Origin of the sequence: Kineococcus siccus, assembly GCF_009906795.1 — a bacterium.
Lineage (GTDB): Bacteria > Actinomycetota > Actinomycetes > Actinomycetales > Kineococcaceae > Kineococcus > Kineococcus siccus.
Genome location: NZ_JAAALN010000109.1, coordinates 1 through 14,291, shown reverse-complemented (window position 1 = coordinate 14,291; position 14,291 = coordinate 1). Strand labels below are relative to the sequence as shown.

The 14,291-nt window shown below is 76.4% G+C and carries 13 protein-coding genes; 6 read left to right on the top strand and 7 right to left on the bottom strand.

What is annotated here, in order from left to right; genetic code table 11:
- The first annotated feature begins 209 nt into the window (after window positions 1-209).
- Complete coding sequence (locus tag GTR02_RS12995) at window positions 210-782, top strand: TetR/AcrR family transcriptional regulator (protein ID WP_338073789.1); 573 nt, start codon at window positions 210-212, stop codon at window positions 780-782.
- A complete protein-coding gene (locus tag GTR02_RS12990) occupies window positions 782-3,019 on the top strand; it encodes an MMPL family transporter (RefSeq protein WP_166607921.1) in 2,238 nt (745 codons plus the stop codon). The genes GTR02_RS12995 and GTR02_RS12990 overlap by 1 nt, the downstream gene beginning before the upstream one ends.
- Window positions 3,020-3,040: 21 nt before the next feature.
- Here the strand turns inward: GTR02_RS12990 and GTR02_RS12985 are convergent, their stop codons facing one another.
- The 5 genes from GTR02_RS12985 to GTR02_RS12965 form a co-directional block, all read right to left on the bottom strand.
- Window positions 3,041-3,790, bottom strand: a complete 750-nt coding sequence (locus GTR02_RS12985; protein WP_166607920.1) for an IclR family transcriptional regulator domain-containing protein — start codon at window positions 3,788-3,790, stop codon at window positions 3,041-3,043.
- Between the two features lie 219 nt (window positions 3,791-4,009).
- A complete protein-coding gene (locus tag GTR02_RS24480; protein ID WP_166607919.1) occupies window positions 4,010-4,933 on the bottom strand; it encodes an NUDIX domain-containing protein in 924 nt (307 codons plus the stop codon).
- Window positions 4,930-5,295, bottom strand: a complete 366-nt coding sequence (locus GTR02_RS12975; RefSeq protein ID WP_166607918.1) for a DUF3817 domain-containing protein — start codon at window positions 5,293-5,295, stop codon at window positions 4,930-4,932. The genes GTR02_RS24480 and GTR02_RS12975 overlap by 4 nt, the downstream gene beginning before the upstream one ends.
- The gene (locus GTR02_RS12970) at window positions 5,292-6,230 is read right to left on the bottom strand and encodes an SURF1 family cytochrome oxidase biogenesis protein (protein WP_166607917.1); all 939 of its coding nucleotides are present in this window, start codon (window positions 6,228-6,230) and stop codon (window positions 5,292-5,294) included. The genes GTR02_RS12975 and GTR02_RS12970 overlap by 4 nt, the downstream gene beginning before the upstream one ends.
- Window positions 6,231-6,297: 67 nt before the next feature.
- Window positions 6,298-6,486 (bottom strand): hypothetical protein, encoded by a 189-nt coding sequence (locus tag GTR02_RS12965; protein ID WP_166607916.1) that lies wholly within the window; start codon window positions 6,484-6,486, stop codon window positions 6,298-6,300.
- 48 nt (window positions 6,487-6,534) lie between these two features.
- Here GTR02_RS12965 and GTR02_RS12960 point away from each other — a divergent pair, with 48 nt between their 5' ends.
- A complete protein-coding gene (locus GTR02_RS12960) occupies window positions 6,535-7,917 on the top strand; it encodes an aminotransferase-like domain-containing protein (protein ID WP_166607915.1) in 1,383 nt (460 codons plus the stop codon).
- A gap of 5 nt (window positions 7,918-7,922) precedes the next feature.
- Here the strand turns inward: GTR02_RS12960 and GTR02_RS12955 are convergent, their stop codons facing one another.
- Window positions 7,923-8,891: a quinone oxidoreductase family protein gene (locus GTR02_RS12955; protein WP_166607914.1), complete on the bottom strand. Its 969-nt coding sequence runs from the start codon at window positions 8,889-8,891 to the stop codon at window positions 7,923-7,925.
- A gap of 86 nt (window positions 8,892-8,977) precedes the next feature.
- Between GTR02_RS12955 and GTR02_RS12950 the strand changes: the two genes are divergently transcribed.
- The 3 genes from GTR02_RS12950 to GTR02_RS12940 all read left to right on the top strand — a co-directional run bounded on the left by GTR02_RS12950 (window position 8,978) and on the right by GTR02_RS12940 (window position 12,508).
- A complete protein-coding gene (locus GTR02_RS12950; protein WP_205709193.1) occupies window positions 8,978-9,364 on the top strand; it encodes a metalloregulator ArsR/SmtB family transcription factor in 387 nt (128 codons plus the stop codon).
- Entirely contained in the window at window positions 9,361-9,849 is a 489-nt protein-coding gene (locus GTR02_RS12945; protein ID WP_166607913.1) for an SRPBCC domain-containing protein, read from the top strand. Before GTR02_RS12950 ends, GTR02_RS12945 begins: the two co-directional genes overlap by 4 nt.
- Before the next feature lie 172 nt (window positions 9,850-10,021).
- Complete coding sequence (locus GTR02_RS12940; protein ID WP_166607912.1) at window positions 10,022-12,508, top strand: GH92 family glycosyl hydrolase; 2,487 nt, start codon at window positions 10,022-10,024, stop codon at window positions 12,506-12,508.
- A gap of 58 nt (window positions 12,509-12,566) precedes the next feature.
- Here the strand turns inward: GTR02_RS12940 and guaA are convergent, their stop codons facing one another.
- Window positions 12,567-14,177 carry a glutamine-hydrolyzing GMP synthase gene (guaA, locus tag GTR02_RS12935; RefSeq protein ID WP_205709195.1) on the bottom strand — a complete coding sequence of 537 codons (1,611 nt, stop codon included), beginning with the start codon at window positions 14,175-14,177 and terminating at the stop codon, window positions 12,567-12,569.
- Between the last annotated feature and the right edge of the window lie 114 nt (window positions 14,178-14,291).

Here is a 14,291-nt window from a genome sequence, read left to right as displayed (position 1 = left end):
CCCGGCGCCGCCCAGCGGCAGGTCGTCGAAGAGTGTGCTCATCGTGGGGCCAGGGTAGGCCGCCGCGACGACACGGGCCGCCGCGCGCGGCCGGGCGGGACGCGGTGGACTCCTCGTGCGGGTCCTGCCCGCGGCCGTCCCCGCACGCCGCTGGACCGATCCGGTCCACTCCGGACCGCGCTGGTCCGGCAGGCGTCTACCCTGGAGGCGTGCCGAGGACCGTGCCGCGACCCACGCGGGAGCAGATCGACGACGACATCGTCGAGGCCGCCGCCGCGCTCTTCGCCCGCCACGGCTTCGACCAGACGTCGGTGCAGCGCATCGCCGACGCCGTCGGCTACTCCAAGACCGGCCTCCTGCACCGGTTCCCGACCAAGGAGTCGCTGCAGGTCGCCGCCGTCGGGCGCTGCGTCGACCTGGTCGCGGGCATCGCGGCCGACGTCGCACCGCTGCCGCCCGGCCCGGCCCGCGACCGCGCGGTCGTCACGGCGGTGGCCGACCTGGCGCTGCAGCGGCCGGGCTACGTCGCGCTCATGCTCGGCGCGCTCGGCGCCGAGGAGGGCACCCCCGTCTCGGCCGGCCTGCAGGACATCGCCGAGGGTCTCTTCCGCGCCTTCGACGCCCCTTCGGAGGGCGCCTCCGAGCGCACGCTGCGGGTCGTCGGGGCGCTCGGCGCCCTGGCCGTCTCGTCCCTCGCCTGCCACGAGGCGCCCGCCGCCGAGGTGCGGCCCGTGATCATCGCCACCGCCTACGCCGCCCTCGGGCACGAGAGGACCACCTGATGGCCACCTTCCTGCACCGCCTGGGGCTCGGCGCCCACCGCCACCGCCTGCTCGTGGTCGCCGTCTGGCTGCTCGTCCTCGTGGGCACCGGCGTGAGCGCCGCGACGCTCGCGGGCAAGACGATCTCCACCTTCGACATCCCCGGCCAGGAGTCGACGACCGCGCTGACGCTCATCGACGAGCGCTTCGGCGCGGGCAGCGGCGGGGCGGGGGCGCAGGTCGTCCTGCAGGCCCCGGGGCAGGAGCAGATCACCGCACCGGCCAACGCGCAGCGGGTCGCCGCGATCGTCGCCGAGCTGGGGACGCTGCCCGGGGTCGCGAGCGCGAGCAACCCGCTGGACCCGCGGGCGCCCACCGTCTCCGCCGACCAGCGCGCCGCGTACTCGAGCGTCACGTACACCGCCCCGGCCCCCGAGATCACCGAGGCCCAGCGCGAGGCGCTGCTCGACGTCGTGGCCGAGGCCCGCGCGCAGGGCTTCCAGGCCGAGGTCACGGGCGAGGCCACCGTCCCCGTCACCGAGGTCGGGGGCATCGGCGAGGTCGTCGGCGTCGTCGCGGCCCTGGTCGTCCTGGGCATCACGTACGGCTCGCTCGTCGCGGCCGGGATGAACCTGCTGACGGCGGTCGTCGGCGTCGGCATCGGCGCCCTGGGCGTCACGACCCTCACCGGGTTCGTCGACCTGCAGTCGACCACCCCGATCCTCGCGATCATGCTGGGCCTGGCGGTCGGCATCGACTACGCGCTCTTCATCTTCACGCGCTTCCGCACCGAGCTCGTGGCCGGCCGCGCGGTCCGGGAGGCGGTCGCGATCGCCGTCGGCACGGCCGGGTCGGCGGTGCTCACGGCCGGCACGACCGTCGTCATCGCCCTGGCGGGGCTCTCGGTCGCGGGCATCCCCTTCCTCACCGAGATGGGCCTCGCGGCCGCAGCGACCGTCGTCATCGCGGTGCTCGTCGCGCTGACGCTCGTGCCCGCGGTCCTCAGCTACGTCGGGTTCAAGGCCCTCCCGCGGGCCGCCAACCGGGCCCTCACGCACCGCAGCGGGCGCCACGTCGCGGCGCCGGCCACCACCGAGCGGGCCCTGTTCCGGCGCTGGGGCCGCACCGTGACGCACCACCGCTGGCCGAGCCTCCTCGTGGCCGTCGTCGCGCTGGGCGTCGTGGCCCTGCCGGTGTTCTCGATGCAGACCTCGCTCGACCAGCCGCCGGCGCCCGGCAGCACCCAGGCGCGCGCCACCGCGATCCTCTCCGACCGCTTCGGCCCCGGGGTCACGGGCCCGCTCGTGGTGCTCGTGGACGGGCCCGGCGCCGTGGCGCGCGCCCAGGCCGTGAGCACGGAGGCGGCCGGCCTGCCCGGCGTCGCGCTCGCGACGCCCCCGCAGCCGAACGCCGACCAGAGCGCCGCGCTCGTCACCGTCATCCCGACCACGGCGCCGCAGTCGGAGGAGACCGCCGACCTCGTGCGCTCGCTGCGGGCGCGCCTCGCGGCCGACCCGCAGACGCCGACCCGGGCCTACGTCACGGGCGCGACGGCGGTCAGCGTCGACGTCACGGCCAAGCTCGCCGACCAGCTGCCCGTCTACCTCGTGCTCGTCGTCGGGCTGGCGTTCGTCCTGCTGGTCCTCGTGTTCCGCTCGATCCTCGTGCCCGTCGTCGGGGTCCTCGGGTTCCTGCTCACCATCGGCGTCTCGCTCGGGGCCACCACCGCGGTGTTCCAGTGGGGCTGGCTGAAGGACCTCGTGCTCTCCGACACCACCGGACCCCTGCTGAGCCTCGCGCCGATCATCGTCGTGGGGATCCTCTTCGGCCTCGCGATGGACTACCAGGTGTTCCTGGTCTCGCGCATGCACGAGGCGCACGCCCACGGCGCCGACCCGCGGCAGGCCGTCGTGACGGGGTTCCGGCAGGCCGCTCCCGTGGTGCTCGCGGCCGCGGCCATCATGTTCGCGGTCTTCGCGGGCTTCGTCCCGGAGGGCGACGCGACGCTCAAGCCCATCGCCTTCGCCCTGGCGATCGGCATCCTCGCCGACGCCGTCGTCGTGCGGATGGTCGCCGTCCCCGCGGCCCTCGCGCTGCTCGGCCGCTCGGCGTGGTGGCTGCCGCGGTGGTTGCGCTGGCTGCCGACGCTGGACGTCGAGGGTGCGGCGCTCGAGCGAAGCGTGCCCAGTCCGCGCGAGGGCCAGCCCGACGGGGAACCCGCCGGGTCCGCCCCGCAGTCGTCGCCGACCCGGTCCTGACGCCCTCGCCTGGCGAGCCGGTCAGCGGATGCCGGCCGCCCGCAGGTCGCGCGCGAGCCGTCCGGCGTGGCGCTGGACGACGGCCGCGACGCGCGCGACCTCGTCGTCGGTCGCCGCCTCGGAGCGCATGCTGCAGCTGATCGCGTCGGTCGCGGGGATGCGGTACTCGATGCGCACCCCGACGCACGTCGTGCCCGCGAGGTTCTGCCCGCGCTCGACGGCGTAGCCCCGCTCGCGGGTGGCGGCCAGCTCGGCCTCGAGGGCACCCCGGTCGGCCACGGTGTCGGGGGTCAGGCGCGGCAGCTCGGCGGGCAGCAGCTCGTCCAGCTCGGCCGCGGTGCGCTCGGACAGCAGCGCCTTGCCGAGGGAGGTGGCGTGGGCCGGCAGGTAGCGGCCCACGCGGGACGTGCCGCGGTGCGCGTCGGGCGCCTCGCGGGTCGCGAGGTAGATGACGTTCGCCCCGTCGAGGCGGGCGACGTGGGTGGTGCAGCCGGTCTCGTCGCGGATCGCCTCGATGCACGCGATCGCGCGGGGCAGCGCCTCGTCGCGGTCGAGGTAGGCCGTGCCCGTCAGCAGGGCCTGGGCCCCCATGCCGTAGCCGCCCGTCGCGGTCGGCGGCTCGATCCAGCGCAGGTCGACCAGGGTCCGCAGCAGCGCGTGCAGGCTCGAGCGCGGGTAGCCCGTGCGCTCCTGCAGCTGCGCGACCGTGAACGTGTACGGCGGTTCGGCCAGCGCCTGCAGGATCCGGACGGTCCGCTCGGCGGACTTCACCGGCCCCGGCCGGCCCCCTCCACCTCGGTCCCGTCCACCCCGGTCACGTCCGCGTCCTCGACCGTCACTGCGCGCTCGAGCGCCACTGCGTCCTCCACCGGCACGACCCTCCCCTTCCCCGGAGGACCGCAGTCTAGGCAGCGCCGCGGAGCTGCACGTCGTCCACGCACGCGGACGCCGCGCGGGCGGCGGGACGGGCGGGCTGCGCGAGAGCGTCCGTCAGGACCGCAGCGTGGTGCCCCGTCGGCGCTGGGCGATCTGCACGCCGCGGTGCGCCACCCCGACGAGGCCGAGACCCGCGGCGTCGGCCAGCGGCACCCAGCAGCCGAGGTCGGTGCTGCCCCCGACGTCGAGCACCTGGGGCGTCCGGACCTCGCGCGCGGTCGCGGTGACGAGGACGCGCAGCGCGTGGAAGTCCTCCAGGACGCCGCGCGGCGAGCGGCCCGTGAAGTGCTCGGAGCCGACGTCGACCAGCGCGTCGACCTCGACGTCCATGCCCGTCTCCTCGTGCACCTCGCGCACGGCCGCGGCCACGGGGTGCTCGCCGTGGTCCACGCCGCCCCCCGGCAGGGTCCAGCGGCCCGGGCTGGGCGTCGCCGTCGACAGCCGCGTCAGCAGGATCTCGTCGCGGGCGCTGACGACGACCGCGTAGGCCGCGAGCCGCTGGCGCAGCACCGGTGCCACGACGCCGTCCCCCGCGGGCGCCAGCCGCGCCCGCTCGTCCGCGCCGACCGCCACGAGCTCGTCCGGCACCAGGGGGTGGGGCCGCTGCTCGGGCACCCACCGGCCGGGGCGCGGCGCGTCCCGCACGGCGTGGTCGACGACCTCCGCCCCGAGCACCACGTGCACGGTGTGGACGGCGACCTCGGCGGGGCCCGGGCCGTCGAGCCGGACGGGGCGGACCGCGTCGCGGATCTCCAGCGGGGCGCCCGTGCGCGCGGGAGGAGCCCCCAGCGCCGCCAGCGCGCGCCGCGCCCCCGCGGACGGCGCCTCGCCGTGGCTCAGCACGGCCCAGGGCAGGACGCCGTCGTCCCCCACGAGCACCTCACCGCGCGAGCGCAGCGCGACGTGGACGGCGACCCGCTGCAGCGCAGCCGGTCCTGGTCCCCCAGACGTCGTCGACGGGGCGTTCGGGCCGGTCACCGGGACAGGGTCGCCTTGACCGCGGCCTGGTTCCGGCGCTCGGCGACGAAGGACAGGAAGGGGATCGTGCCGGCGAGCGCCGTCAGCAGCATCCGGCCCCAGGGCCAGCGGACGCGGGTCCCCAGGTCGAAGGTCGTGATGAGCAGGAGGATGTAGAACGTCCCGTGGATCGGCCCGAGCACCCGGCTGATGGCCTCGGCGTGCGGCAGGTCCCCGAGCCCCGGCAGGTAGCGCAGCAGCGAGTAGGTCAGCACCAGCAGGCCCACCCCGGTGAGCCACGCCATGACGCGGTAGCGCAGCAGCGCGGACGCGATCTTCGGGTGGCTGCGCAGGCCCGCGTCGGTGGCGGGTCCCGTCGTCATCGGGTGCTGCTCATGTTCTGTCGTCCTCCAGGGCCTGAGGTCGCGGTGCGACCGGGGTTCTCGGGGGCGCCGGCGTCGTCCCCGCCGTCGAGGGGGCCGTCGCCGTCGAGGGGGCCGTCGCCGTCGAGGGGGCCGTCGCCGTCGAGGGAGCCGTCGTCGTCGAGGGAGCCGTCGGGGTCCGCGGCCCGCTCCGCGCGCGCGAGCGCCAGGTCGCGGTCGTCGCGCAGGGCGCGCCGCCAGACCACGACCGCGAAGGCCGCGAACACCCACCACTGCGCCGCGTAGGCCAGGTTGCGCCAGTCGAGCCGTCGCGTCGACCGGCCGGGGTCGGTGGGGGGAACGGCGGCGAGGCCGGCGGCCGGCGCGGAGTCCGTGACGTAGGCGTTGGCGAGGCGGTAGTCGACGAGGTTCACGAGCAGGGCGGCGCTCACGACGCTGACCTGGCCGGGCGCCAGCGCGTTGGTCGTCTCGGCGATGTCGCTGCCCTCGGGCGCCTGCACGACCCCGTCCACCAGGACGGGCCCCGGCGGCAGCGGCGGTGCGGGCGTGCCCTGGGGCACCCACCCGCGCACGACCGGGACGCCGGAGCCGTCGGCCGTGCGGACGATGCCGAGCGCCCACGCGCCGTCGCGGCCGTCGAGGCGCCGGAACGCGACGAGCAGGTCGGCCTGCGGGTCGAAGGTGCCGCTCACGGTGACGTGGCGACCGACCTCGTCGGCGGTCAGCGTCGCCTGCGGCGTGCCGGCGGCCGCGGCGCCGGAGACCACGTCGGCCACGGGGACGGCGGCCTCGCGGGCGGGCGGTTCGGTGACGATGACGTGCCCCCGCTGCCACTGCCAGACGCCGAGCCCGACCATCACGCAGACGACGAGGGCCGCGAGGAGCGTCAGGGCGACGGAGCGGGCCGTCACCCTCGCGCCGGCGGTCGGGGTCACCGGCCCAGGCTACGTCGCCGCGGCGACGGACCCGGCGCCCGGGTGGGCGCCGGGCGGGCCGGTCGGCTCAGACGCCGTGCAGGCGCCTCGCGCGGTGGCCCGTCGCCGCGGTGCGGGGGCGGGGACGGGCTCGGGAGGTCGCGCGGGCGGACCGGTCGGGGCGCCGGTCGGCACCCTCCCAGCGCGTGTCGGCCCCGAACCGCGGGGCGAGCAGGGCCACGAGCAGGAGCACCGCGAGGACGACGAGGCCGGTCACCGGAGACCGCTACCGTGGTGGCGCTGGATAGCGCTACTGTTGCTTCTCATGGACAACGGTAGCAGTGTCGCCCGGGTCGTCGCCACCCTGCGCGACCGGGCGTCGAGCCTGGCGCCCGGCGCGAAGCTGCCCAGCAGCCGGGCCCTCGTCACCGAGCTCGGCGTCGGCCCGGTGACGGTGCAGCGGGCGCTCGACCAGCTGGTGGCCGACGGCACCGTCTCGACGCGACCCGGCGCCGGGACCTTCGTGGCCCGGCCCGCGGCCACCGCGGCCGCCGACACGGACTGGCAGCGGGTCGCGCTCGGCGCCTCGCCGGTCCAGGCCGCGGGCATCGTCGCGGCGCTCGCGGAACCGCCCGAGGACGTGCACGACATGGCCCGGGGCTACCTCGACGCCGCGCTGCAGCCGACCTCGCGGCTGGCCGCCGCGACCGCGCGCGCCGCGCGGCGCCCACAGGCCTGGTCCGTCCCGCCGCACCAGGGCCTCGGCGAGCTGCGCTCGTGGTTCGCCCGCCAGCTCGGCGCGGACCGCGAGGACGTCCTGGTCACGCCCGGCGGGCAGGGGGCGCTGTCCACCGTGCTGCGCGCGCTCGTGCCGGCGGGCAGCCCCGTCCTGGTCGCGGTACCCGGCTACCCGGGCGTCATCTCGCTGCTGCGCAGCGCGGGCCTGGTCCCGGTCCCCGTGCCGACCGACGCCGACGGCGTGCGGCCCGAGCTGCTCGAGCGCGCCTTCGCGACCACGGGAGCGCGGGTGCTGTACCTGCAGCCGACCTACGCCAACCCCGACGGCCACGTCCTGGCCGCCGACCGGCGCCGGCCCGTGCTCGACCTGGCCGCGGCCGCCGGCGCCTTCGTCGTCGAGGACGACTTCGCGCGGTGGCTCGGCCACGGGCCGACGCCACCCCCGTCCCTGCTGCGCGACGACGCCGACGGCCGCGTCATCACGGTCAACTCGCTCACCAAGAGCGCCGCACCCAGCCTGCGCATCGGCTGCGTCGTGGCCCGCGGGCCGGTGATGCAGCGCATCGCCGCGCTGCGCATCGTCGACGACCTCTTCGTCTCCCGGCCCCTGCAGGAGGCGGCCGTCGAGCTGGTCACCGGGGCGGGCTGGGGCCCCCACCTGCGCACGCTGTCGGCGACGCTGGCCGACCGAGTCGACACGCTCACGGCCGCGCTGGCCCGGGAGCTGCCAGAGTGCTCGTTCCGGCGCCCGCGCGGCGGCTTCTCGCTGTGGTTGCGGCTGCCGCGCGGCACCGACGACGCCGACCTGGCCCGGCGGGCCCTCGCGGAGGGCGTCGCCGTCGGGCCGGGCCGGCACTACGTGGTCGCGGAGGAGGACGCCGCGCACCTGCGGCTGTGCGTGGCCGGGCTCGACGCCGCGCACGTGCCGGACGCCGTGCACCGCCTGGCGCGGGCCCTGCACGCGGCCTGAGGCCCTCAGGGCAGGAGGACGACCTTGCCGCCCGCGTGCCCCTCGGCCACGAAGGACAGGGCCGCGGCCGCCTCGGTCAGCGGGAAGGTGCGTGCGACGACGACCGTGAGCTCGCCCGCGCCCAGCGCCGCGGCCAGCCCCGGCCGCGCTCCGTCGCGGACGTCCGTGCCCGGGTCGGCGCCCGGGCCGCCGCCCAGGAGCCTGATGCCGGCCTCGGGCGCGCGCCCGAAGGCGGCGATGGTCGCGATGCGGTCGCGGTCGGCGACGAGCTCGAGGGAGACGTCGACGGCCTCGTCGGTGCCGACGGTGTCCAGCGCCACGTCGACACCTCCCGCAGCGGCGGCGCGGACGCGGTCGGCGAGGCCCTCGCCGTAGGCGACGGGGACGATGCCGAAGGCGCGCAGCGCCTCGTGGCGGTGCGGCGCCGCCGTCCCGACGACGCTCGCCCCCCGGTGCAGGGCGAGCTGCGCGGCGACGAGCCCGACCGAGCCGGCGACGCCGTGCACGAGGACGGTGTCGCCCGCCGCGACGGAGGTCGCGGTGAGCAGGTGCACGGCGGTGCCGCCGACGAGCATGACGCCCGCGGCCTCCTCGAAGGACGCAGACGCGGGCTTGGGCACGACCGCCGAGACCGGCACGGTCACCGCCGAGGCGTACGCCCCGCTGATGCCCGAGACGATGACCTCGTCGCCGACGGCCACCTCGCCGGCCCGCTCGCCCACGGCCGACACGACGCCGGCCAGCTCCATCCCCACGGGGCGGGGCAGGGTCGAGGCGTCGGCGCCCATGAGCCCGCTGAACAGCTTGTGGTCGACGGGGTTGGTCCCGATCGCGCGGACGTCGACGGTGACCTCGCCCGGGCCGGGGGCCGGGACGTCGGTGGTCACGACGGCGAGGACGTCGGGCCCTCCGAAGGCGGTCGCGACGACGGCGGTGGCGACGCGGGCGGTCGCGGTGGTGCTCGGTGCGCTCATGCGCAGGCCAGCATGTTTGCGTCTTCAAACATTCCCGCCGGCCCGGGCCCTTGTCACGGCCGGGCGCGGTGACTACGTTCAACCGCGTGGTTGTACGTGAGACCGGCGACGGCCCGGCCCCCGGGCGGGAGGTCGCCGTGGACCGCGTCTTCGCCGCCCTGGGGGACGCGACCCGGCGCGACATCGTCCGGCGCCTGCTCACGCAGCCGGAGGCCTCGGTCTCCGTGCTCGCCGAGCGCTACGCCATGAGCTTCGCGGCCGTCGCCAAGCACGTCGCCGTGCTCGAACGGGCCCGGCTGGTGAGCAAGACCCGGCGCGGGCGCGAGCAGGTGGTGCGCGCCGAGATCGGCACCCTGCGCTCGGCCGCGGGCCTGCTCGCGGAGTTCGAGACGCTGTGGCGCACCCGGATCGACCGCATGGAGGGGCTCCTCGCCGAGGAGGCCCCCGCCCCACGAGGAGAGGAACCGTCGTGACCGTCCTGCGCACCACCCCCGACCCCGAGGCCCTCACGTTCACGATCGTCGCGGAGTTCGCCGCCCCACCGGCCGCCGTCTGGGAGCTGTGGGCCGATCCCCGCAAGCTCGAGCGCTGGTGGGGCCCGCCGACCTGGCCGGCGAGGTTCGCCGAGCACGACCTGGTGGTCGGCGGCCGGTCGCACTACGTCATGACCGGGCCGGACGGCGGGCAGGCGCACGGCTGGTGGCTCGTCACGGCCGTCGACGCACCGCGCTCGCTCGAGTTCGAGGACGGTTTCGCCCGCGAGGACGGCAGCCCCGACGACAGCCTGCCGACGACGACGGCCCGCGTCGTCGTCGAGGACACCGGGGGTTCCTCGCGCATGACCGTGGTCTCCCGCTTCGCCAGCGCCGAGCAGATGCAGCAGCTCGCCGGCATGGGCATGGAGGAGGGCATGCGGCTGGCGATGGGGCAGATGGACGACCTGCTCGTCGCCGCCTGAGCGCGCGCAGCGGCTCCGGCCCCGGGTCGCCGCGGTCCCTCGCCCCGCGCGGGCGGGAGGGCGGCCGGCTGCCGGGTGTTCACGCGGGGGTCTGCCGGCGGCCACGGCCGTTCACAGGAGATCACTAGGTTCGCCCCGCGTCGTCGCCCCGGCGGCTCAGGACGGAGACCCGATGCCCCGCTCGCGCAGCACCCCCGGCCGCCAGGGACCCGGCGGGAGGGCGGCACCCCGCGCCGCCGGCTGGTCCGCCGCGATCTGCGTGGTGCTCGCCGCCGCCCTCGGCGCGCCCGCGACCGCGGTCCCGGCCTCGGCGGTGGGGGTGCCGGCACCGGCCACCGCCTCACCGCGACCGGTCGACCTCGTCGACCCCCTCATCGGCTCGGCCGGGGGCGGGAACACCTACCCCGGCGCGGTGCGGCCCTTCGGGATGCTGGCCTGGAGCCCGACGACCACCGCGGGCGACCAGACCGGGACGGGCGGTTCGAACGGCTACTCCTTCGACACCCCGCGCGTCCGCGGGTTCAGCCTCACCCACGTCAACGGCGCGGGCTGCTTCCCCGGCGCGGCGGGCGACGTGCCGATCATGCCGTTCACCGGACCCGTCACGTCGTCGCCGTCGGCGGACGTCACCGACGCGGTGTTCGCGGCCGGTTTCCGCCACGACGACGAGCTCGCGGACCCGGGCCACTACCGCGTCGGCCTGGACAACGGCGTCACCACCGACCTCGCCGTCACCGACCGCGCCGGCGTCGGCGAGTTCACCTTCCCCGCGGGCGAGCAGGCCAACCTGCTGTTCCGCACGTCGAACTCGCTCAACGGCAGCGAGGACGCCGAGACGAGGATCGACCCGGCCACCGGGACGGTCACGGGGTCCGTGCTCACCGGCGCCTTCTGCGGCCGGCGCGCCAACGGCGGGGAGAACAACCGGAACAGCTACTACCGCCTGCACTTCACGGCGAGCTTCGACGCACCCGTCGTCGGGACCGGGACATGGCAGGACGGGCGGCTGCACCCGGGTGCGACGACGGTCTCGGGCGGCGAGGGGTACCTCACGGGCGCGGACCGCGCCGGCCGGGGGTCCGGCGGCTACGTCACCTTCGACACCTCCGCCTCGACGACCGTCCGGATGCGGGTCGCGATCTCCTACGTCGACCTGGTCGGCGCCGAGCAGAACCTGGCGGCGGAACTGCCCGCGGGGGCCGGCGTCGCCGACGTCGCCGAGCAGGGCGCGCGGGCGTGGGACGAGCGGCTGCGCCGGGTGTCCACCGAGGGCGGCACGCCCGACGAGCGCGTCGCCTTCACCACCGCGCTCTACCACTCGCTGCTGCAGCCCAACCTCGTGAGCGACGTCGACGGCCGCTACCCCGGCATGGACGGTGCCGTGCAGCGGCTCGAGGAGTTCCAGGGGGCGCAGTACGGCAACTTCTCCGGCTGGGACCAGTACCGCGCCCACCTGCAGCTGCTCGCCCTGCTCGAACCGGAGGTCGCGGGCGACTTCGCGCAGTCGCTGCTGAACTACTCGCGGCAGAACGACGACGTCTGGGACCGGTGGGTGCACGTCAACGGCGCGACGCACGTCATGAACGGGGACCCCTCCGCCGTCGCCCTCGCCACGTTCTACGCCTTCGGCGTGCGGAACTTCGACGTCCACGCGGCGTTCGAGTCCCTCGTCGCCCAGGCCGAGCAGCCGCGGCCCGAGGGCCTGTCCGACGCGGGCTGCCCCGGCCAGTGCGAGGGCCAGCGGCCGAACCTCGCGCAGTACCTGGCCTCCGGCTACGCCGCGCAGGACGCCTGCCACTGCTGGGGCGGGGCGGCGGAGACGCTGGAGATGTCGGTGGCCGACGCGGCCCTGGCGGGCTGGGCCCGCCAGCTCGGCCGCGACGACGTCGCCGCCCGGTTCGCGCCGCGCGCCGGCTGGTGGCGCAACGTCTACGACCCGCAAGCGACGCCCGAGGCGGGGTACGTCCGCCCGCGCCTGCTCGACGGCAGCTGGCTGCCCGGGTTCGACCCGGCCTCGGAGGTGGGGTTCGCCCAGGGCACCAGCGCGACCTACACCTGGATGGTGCCGCAGGACCCGCAGGGCCTGGCGGCGGCGATGGGCGGCCGCGACGTCGCCGCGCAGCGCCTCGACGGGTTCTTCCGCGCCGAGGACGGCTCGTGGTCGTTCACGGCCGGGGACCCGCTGCGCTACGACGCGACGAACCAGCCCGGTCTGCACGCGCCGTTCCTCTACAACGCCTTCGGCCAGCCGTGGAAGACGCAGGACACGGTCCGGGCGATCGTCGACGAGGCCTACGGCACCGGACCGCGGGGTCTGCCCGGCAACGACGACCTCGGGACGATGTCGGCCTGGTACGTCTGGGCCGCGATGGGGCTGTTCCCGCAGGACCCGACGGGCGCCGACCTCGTCGTCTCCAGCCCCGTCTTCGACCGCGTGACCCTCGACCGCGAGGGTGCCCGCGACCTCGTGGTCCTCGCCCCGGGCGCCTCGTCGGAATACCGGTTCGTCCAGTCCGCGACCCTCGACGGGAGCGACCTCACGCGGTCGTGGGTCCCCGGCTCCTGGGTCGTGGGCGGCGGCACGATCGAGCACCGGCTCGGCGCCACCCCGAACACGACGTGGGCCACGGCGCCCGCGGACCTGCCCGGGCGCAGCTGAGGCGAGGCCCCGTCGTCGCGGTCGACCGCGGCGACGGGGCGGGCTCAGCGGCGCGGGCTCACTCCCACTCGATCGTGCCCGGGGGCTTGCTCGTGACGTCGAGCACGACGCGGTTCACCTCGGGCACCTCGTTGGTGATGCGGGTCGAGATGCGCTGCAGCACGTCGTAGGGCAGCCGCGTCCAGTCCGCCGTCATGGCGTCCTCGGAGCTCACGGGCCGCAGCACGATCGGGTGGCCGTAGGTCCGGCCGTCGCCCTGCACGCCGACCGAGCGGACGTCGGCGAGCAGCACGACGGGGCACTGCCAGATCGTGCGGTCCAGGCCCGCCCGCGTGAGCTCCTCGCGCGCGATCGCGTCCGCCGCGCGCAGCGTGGCCAGCCGGTCGGGCGTCACGGCGCCCACGATGCGGATGGCCAGGCCCGGGCCCGGGAACGGCTGCCGCCACACCATGGCCTCGGGCAGGCCGAGCTCCACGCCGACCGCGCGCACCTCGTCCTTGAACAGCGCCCGCAGCGGTTCCACGAGCGAGAACGCCAGGTCGTCCGGGAGCCCGCCCACGTTGTGGTGGCTCTTGATGGTCGCCGCGCCCTCGCCGCCGCCGGACTCCACGACGTCGGGGTACAGCGTGCCCTGCACGAGGAACTTCACCTCGCCGCCGTCGGCCGCGCCCTCCGCGACGACGTCGCGCGCCGCGACCTCGAAGACCCGGATGAACTCGCGGCCGATGATCTTGCGCTTCTGCTCGGGGTCGCTGACGCCCGCGAGGGCGTCGGCGAAGCGCTGCACCGCGTCGACGACGTGCAGCTTCACGCCCGTCGCGGCGACGAAGTCCTGCTCGACCTGCTCGGCCTCGCCCGCGCGCAGCAGGCCGTGGTCGACGAACACGCACGTCAGCTGGTCGCCCACGGCGCGCTGGACGAGCGCCGCGGCGACGGCGGAGTCGACGCCGCCGGAGAGCGCGCAGATGACCTTGCCGTCGCCCACCTGGGCGCGGACGCGGGCGACCTGCTCCTCGATGACGTTGCCGGTCGTCCAGTCCGCGGGGATGCCCGCGCCGTGGCGCAGGAAGTTCACCAGGACCTCCTGGCCGTGCGCGGAGTGCTTGACCTCGGGGTGCCACTGCACGCCGTACAGGCGCCGCTCGTCGTCCTCGAAGGCCGCGACCTCGGCGCCGTCGGAGCGCGCGACGACGCGGAAGCCCTGCGGCGCACGGGCGACCGAGTCGCCGTGCGACATCCACACCGACTGCTCGGCCGGCTGGTCGCGCAGCAGCGTCGACGCGGCGGAGTCCGCGACCCGGGCCGTCGTCCCGCCGTACTCGCGGCGGCCGGTCCGGGCGACCTCGCCGCCGAGCGAGGCCGCCATGGCCTGGAACCCGTAGCAGATGCCGAGGACCGGGACGCCGGCCTCGAACAGCGCCGGGTCGACCTGCGGGGCGCCCTCGGCGTACACGCTGGCCGGACCGCCCGACAGGATGACCGCCGCCGGGTCCTTGGCGAGCATCGCGTCCACGGACATCGAGCTCGGGACGATCTCGGAGTACGTGTCCGCCTCGCGCACGCGCCGCGCGATGAGCTGCGCGTACTGCGCGCCGTAGTCGACGACGAGGACGGGGCGGTGCTCGCGCTCGGCGGCGGCCTCCGCCGTGGGCTCCCCGACGACCGGCAGGTCGCGCCCGACGTCGTCCGGAGTGGTCCCCGGCGGCGGGTCGAAGTTCGGGGGTTCGCTGGCGGATCCGGCGTCCTGGGTCACGGGCCCCAGGCTATCGGCCCACCCCCGGAC

Coding starts and splice junctions, on each gene's coding strand:
- GTR02_RS12990 (WP_166607921.1), top strand. CDS start 782: ATGGCCACCTTCCTGCACCGCCTGGGGCTCGGCGCCCACCGCCACCGC.
- GTR02_RS12955 (WP_166607914.1), bottom strand. CDS start 8,891: ATGAGCGCACCGAGCACCACCGCGACCGCCCGCGTCGCCACCGCCGTC.
- GTR02_RS12975 (WP_166607918.1), bottom strand. CDS start 5,295: ATGACGACGGGACCCGCCACCGACGCGGGCCTGCGCAGCCACCCGAAG.
- GTR02_RS12940 (WP_166607912.1), top strand. CDS start 10,022: ATGCCCCGCTCGCGCAGCACCCCCGGCCGCCAGGGACCCGGCGGGAGG.
- GTR02_RS12960 (WP_166607915.1), top strand. CDS start 6,535: ATGGACAACGGTAGCAGTGTCGCCCGGGTCGTCGCCACCCTGCGCGAC.